The 5,294-nt window shown below is 71.7% G+C and carries 4 protein-coding genes; 2 read left to right on the top strand and 2 right to left on the bottom strand.

The features are described from left to right. On the bottom strand, nt 1-735 hold a 735-nt coding region (locus SACAZDRAFT_RS23245), incomplete at its 3' end, for a DUF6542 domain-containing protein (RefSeq protein ID WP_005440875.1). Nucleotides 736-917: 182 nt separating this feature from the next. Next, nucleotides 918-1,835 carry a DNA recombination protein RmuC gene (gene rmuC, locus SACAZDRAFT_RS09115; protein ID WP_005440874.1) on the bottom strand — a complete coding sequence of 306 codons (918 nt, stop codon included), beginning with the start codon at nt 1,833-1,835 and terminating at the stop codon, nt 918-920. 235 nt (nt 1,836-2,070) lie between these two features. On the opposite strand from rmuC, the gene SACAZDRAFT_RS09110 reads away from it, so the two are divergent. Together SACAZDRAFT_RS09110 and SACAZDRAFT_RS09105 are read left to right on the top strand one after the other, a co-directional pair. Beyond that, a complete protein-coding gene (locus SACAZDRAFT_RS09110) occupies nt 2,071-3,234 on the top strand; it encodes an exonuclease SbcCD subunit D (protein WP_005440873.1) in 1,164 nt (387 codons plus the stop codon). Continuing rightward, nucleotides 3,231-5,294 (top strand): AAA family ATPase (locus SACAZDRAFT_RS09105; protein ID WP_005440872.1); only part of this gene is annotated, 2,064 nt, incomplete at its 3' end. The genes SACAZDRAFT_RS09110 and SACAZDRAFT_RS09105, both read left to right, overlap by 4 nt.

Here is a 5,294-nt window from a genome sequence, read left to right as displayed (position 1 = left end):
CGGTGCCGCGGCATCCCTTCGGGGCCGGGAGCGTCGTTCCGCCGGTGGCGGCGCGTCGCTCGGTGCGCCGGGAGCACGACGGCGCGGGCGGTTCTCGTCTCGTTCGGCCGTCTTCGCCGGGAGCCCGATCACCGGACGGGTCTTGTCGTCGGGCTCCGCCTCGTCGTCGCGAACGGCGGCCTTCTCCGAGGCCTTGGACGTCGCCGACTTGGCCGACTTGGCCGACTTGGCCGACTTGGAATCCGCCTCGGACTCCTCAGCGGCGCCGGGGCCCCGCTGCTTCACCATGCGGAGGATCCCGATCAGCACGGTGGCCGCGGTGGTGCCCGCCATCATCGGGAAACTCTCGATGAGCGGAGTGCCGATCGCCAGGCCTTTGGAGAGCATGTCGCTGCCCTCGGGAAGTCCCGACGCGGTGAGTACGACGAGCGGGACCGCCAACGCCATCGCGAGTGGCGGCTGCACCATGGGGCCGAAAAGGCTCTTGCGCTGGACCGCGGTGATCGCCCCGAGCGCGCCGACGACGTAGCAGACGTGGAAGACCACGGACAGGCTGTCCGTCATGAACTGGTCGACGAACGCACCGACGAGTGCCAGCCCGAACGTCAGCAGCGCGGCGCTCCACCAGGGAATACCCCGGCGGGAATTGAGGACAGAGCGTTCGTCCCAGGGGAACGCCGCCGTCTCTGTCTCGGCGCTCTCCGCCGCACTCCGGCGGTCACGAATGGCGGTCACGAGGCAACACCGTATCCCTTGCGTCGCGAAAACATGTGACCCGTCGGTAAACCGTACTCGGAAAAGTTCGCCGAAGGGGCGCTTTCAGGGCAAGCACGACGATTCACCCGCTCACACAGCGGGATTCCTGTAGCGGAGAGCGCGCGAATCATGATCGACAACAATAAACCCGGCTCACCGGCTCACGTCGCCGACATCTCGTCGGTTCTGCGGACCTCCGGGACGGGCGACGGACTCGCCGCGGCATCCGTCAACGGGGACACCTGCGCGCGGAAGCTGTCGAGTGCCTCGACCTCCCGCCGCCGGGCGGACAGGAACCGCTGGAGGTGCGTGCTGGACAGGTTCAACGCCTCCACCGCGTTGCCCGCGGCGCGGTGAGCCGCGGCGGCCTGTGACCGGACCTTCTCCACGTCGTCGACGAGGGTGCGTTCGGTCGCGGCGAACAGCGCCGCCGAGGCCACGACGGCGAATCCGGTCGGCCCGCAGAGGAAGATCCGTCGGTCCAGTAGCCACCGCAGCAGTTCGGGGTCGGTGTCGAGCGCCGCCACCACCGCCGCGTCGGAGGGCACGAACATCACCGTGCCGTAGATGGCGTCCGCCCAGCGCTGGTAGTTCTTGCCCGCCAGTTCGGCGGCCCGCGACCGGAGGTTCCGTACGTGCACGCGCAGGGCGTCGAGGCGCTCCTCGGCGTCGTCGGTCTCCACGGCCTCGGCCCAGCACGCGAGGCTGGCCTTGGCGTCGACCGGTACCGTGCGGCCGCCGCCGACGGTCAGGAGCAGATCCGGCTTGGCCGCCCCGCCTCCCGCGACGTCGGTCTGCACGGTGAAGTGCAGCCCCTCGCGGAGACCGAGGGCCCTGGCGGTCTCGACCAGTACCTGTTCCCCCAGTTCGCCGCGGCCGCTGATGGAGGCGAACGCCACCTCGTACCGGCGGAGGGCGGCCTGCTGTGCGTCGATCTTGTGCCGTTCGGCCTCGATCTGTCGTGCGGCCGTGTCGACCCTGCGCAGGCTGTCCTGGTACAGCCTCCACAGCATGGCCACGACCACCGCGAGCAGAAGTGACACCGCGATGGCGGCGGTGGCGAGAATGGTGGAGCCCACCGGTTGTCCGTCCTTCCCCAGTCGACTGACGACGCCTGGCCGTGCCGTGGCGACGTCGCGATGCGCCGCGGTCTGTGCCCCTGTCACGGCACTCGCGGCCCGCATTCCCGTGGCGCCCTCCCATCATGGCGGAAAACGGGTCGAGGATCAGCGCTCGACGCATTCGAACACACGTTCGAGTGATACGCGGGGGTCCCTGCACCATTCCGTCGGTCGAGGGGCTTAGCTTGTCGGCGTGCGATTGCTCCATACCTCCGACTGGCACGTGGGCCGGACCTTTCACGGCACCGACCTGCTCGCCGACCAGGACACCGTGCTCGCCCACCTCGCCGAGCTCGTCGAACGACTGTCCGTCGACGTGGTCGTCGTGGCGGGCGACGTCTACGACCGCGCGGTGCCGTCCGCCGAGGCCGTCCGCGTGGCGACGACGGCTCTGCGGAGGCTTCGGGAGGCTGGCGCCGAGTTGGTGATCACGCCGGGCAACCACGACTCGGCCGCGAGGCTCGGAGCCTTCGCGGATTTCGCCGAGGCGGGTGGTCTGCACCTGCGCACGACGATCGACGCGATCGACCGGCCCGTGCTGTTGGAGGACGCGCACGGGCCCGTGGCGTTCTACGGGATCCCGTATCTGGAACCCGATCCGGCACGGCTCGCGCTCGGGGTGCCCGAGGCGCGCGGCCACACGGGTGTGCTGACCGAGGCGATGCGCCGGGTGAGGGAGGACCTGGCCACGCGTGGGCCCGGTGTCCGGTCCGTGGTGCTCGCCCACGCGTTCGTCACCGGGGGCGTCGGCAGTGAGTCGGAACGGACGATCGCGGTCGGCGGCGTCGAGCAGGTCCCCGGCTGCGTCTTCGACGGGATGGACTACGTCGCGCTCGGTCACCTGCACGGGCCGCAGAGGTTGGCCGACTACCTCCGCTACTCGGGCAGTCCGCTCGCGTACTCGTTCTCCGAGACCACGCGCAAGTCGGTGTGGGTCGTCGATCTCGACGACCGCGGCCTGGCGGGCGTCGACCGCGTCGAACTCCCGGTGCCCCGCCCTCTCGCGACGTTGCGGGGCCGTCTGGACGAGCTGCTGGAGGATCCGGAGCACGACGACCTCCACGAGTGCTACCTCTCGGTCACGCTCACCGATCCGGTGCGCCCGGTCGAGGCGATGCGGAGGCTGCGCGCCCGGTTCCCCCACGCGGTGCACCTCGACTGGGAGCCGGAGGGCGGAGCGGGCGCGGCGCTGCGGTATTCGGAGGCGGTGCGGGGTCGCACCGATCTGGAGATCGCCGAGAACTTCCTGACCGACTGCCGCGGTGCCGAACCGACCGAGCGTGAGCGCGCCCTGCTGGTCGAGGCGCTGGAGGCCGCGGGCCGGGCGGACGTCGACCCCGAGGAGGTGCTGCGATGAGGTTGCACAGGCTGGAGGTATGCGCGTTCGGGCCGTACGCCACCCGGCAGGTCGTCGACTTCGACGCGCTCGGGGCGGACGGGCTGTTCCTTCTGCACGGTGACACGGGAGCGGGGAAGACCACGCTGCTCGACGCGGTGGCGTTCGCGTTGTTCGGCACCGTGCCCGGAGCCAGGGCCGACGCCCGGAGGTTGCGGTGCGACCTCGCGCAGGCCGACCTGCCCACGGAGGTGGTGCTCGACCTCACCGTGCAGGGACATCGCCTGCGCATCCAACGCAGCCCCGAGTACGAACGGCCGAAACGACGCGGGACCGGCTACACGAAGCAGCAGGCCAAGGCGTCGTTGACCTGGCTCACGCCGCCACCGGACGGTGGCACGGCGGAGGCGGTGACCCGCAGCGACGAGGTCGCGCGCGTCGTCGAACGCCTGCTGGGGATGAACGCCCACCAGTTCTTCCAGGTGGTGCTTCTGCCCCAGGGCGAGTTCGCGCGGTTCCTGCGTGCCGACACGCGGGAACGAGCCGAGCTGCTCGAACGACTCTTCGGCACGGAACGCTTCGCGGCGGTCGAGCGCTGGTTCAGTGATCTTCGCAGGAAGCGGAGAGCGGAGCTGGACGCCCGGCGGGCGGGTGTGCGCGACTGGGTCGCGCGCCTGGCGCAGGTGGCGGGTGTCGAGGCGCCGGAGAACGCCGACCGCGCGTGGGCGGCTGAGCTGCGGGCGAAAGCCGAGGCCGACGTCGCCACGTCGCGAGCGGCGGAGAAGGAGGCGCGTACCGCGTGGGAGGCCGCCCGGCAGCGCCTGCAGGACCGCAGGACCGAGGACGACCGCGTACGCCGGGTGCGGGCCGCACACGCGAGACTCGCCGAGTGGGAACGCAACGAGCCGCAGCGGGCTCGCTGGCGCGCCGAACTGGAGTCGGCGCGGCGGGCCGCCACCGTGGCGGAACTGTCGGCCGGTACGAGGGTGGGCGACGCCGAGTACGAGCGTGCGCTGGCTGAGGAGTCGGTCGCCGAGTCGGAGTGCCGTGAACTCGGTTTCACCGAGGTACAGCTCGATGTGGACGGTGTGCGGCGGCGCGCGGGTGAACTGCGTGAGGAGGCGGGGGGACTCATTGGCCTGGTGGAGCAGGCGCGGCGGCAGGAGACCGATCGACGTCGGGTGGCGCACCTCGACGAGGCGATCGCCTACGACAGCGAACGCATCGCGGTGATCCAGTCGAAACTGGACGGACTGCCCGAGCGTGTCGCGGAGTTGACCACGCAACGCGAGCTCGCCATCGAGGCCGAGGCCAGGCTCGGCGGGATCGAGGCGCGGGAGGAGCAGCTGACAGCGCTGCTGCGTGCCGCGGAAGCGCTGCCCGAGCTCGATCGGGCGCTGGTGGAGGCGCGCGAGGTCGAGGTCGCCGCCACCGCGGCCCACAACGAGGCGCGAAGCGCCTTGCTCGACCTCCGTGAACGACGCCTGGCGGGCATGGCCGCCGAGTTGGCGCGCGAGCTGGTGGACGGGGAAGGGTGCCCCGTGTGCGGTTCGGAGAGCCATCCCGCGCCGGCCGTGGCGACCGCCGACGCCGTGAGTGAGGAGGCCGAGCGGGCGGCGGCCGAGCGCGAGGTGGAGGCCGACCGGCGGAGGGAGGCCGCGCGCGTCGCCCGTTACGAGGCGGAGCGCAGCCGCGACACCGCGGCGGAGCGGGTCGGCGATCGCGGTGTCGACGACGTGGCGGAGGAGCTGTCGCAGGTGCGGGCCGAGCGCGCGCGAATCGCCGAGCACGCGCAGCGGTCGGCCTCCCTGGCCGCGGCCGTGCGCGCCGCCCAGGAGGAGGAGCAGCGGCTGCTGGAGGAGCGGGCCTCCCACGAGCGGTCACAGGGTGAGAACTCGGCGGAGCGGGCCGTCCTGGTGCAGAGCATCGAGGAGCGCGCGCGGGCGCTGGACGAGGCACGAGAGGAGTTCCCGGACGTCGCGGCTCGCCGGGACCACCTGTTGAGCCTGGGGGCGGCGCTGGACCGGCTCGCCGACGCGCGTGCCGCGGTCGCGGTGGCGAGACAGCAGCGCGACGAGCGG

The sequence above is a fragment of the Saccharomonospora azurea NA-128 genome, assembly GCF_000231055.2.
GTDB lineage: Bacteria > Actinomycetota > Actinomycetes > Mycobacteriales > Pseudonocardiaceae > Saccharomonospora > Saccharomonospora azurea.
This window is presented reverse-complemented; position numbering and strand designations above follow the sequence as displayed.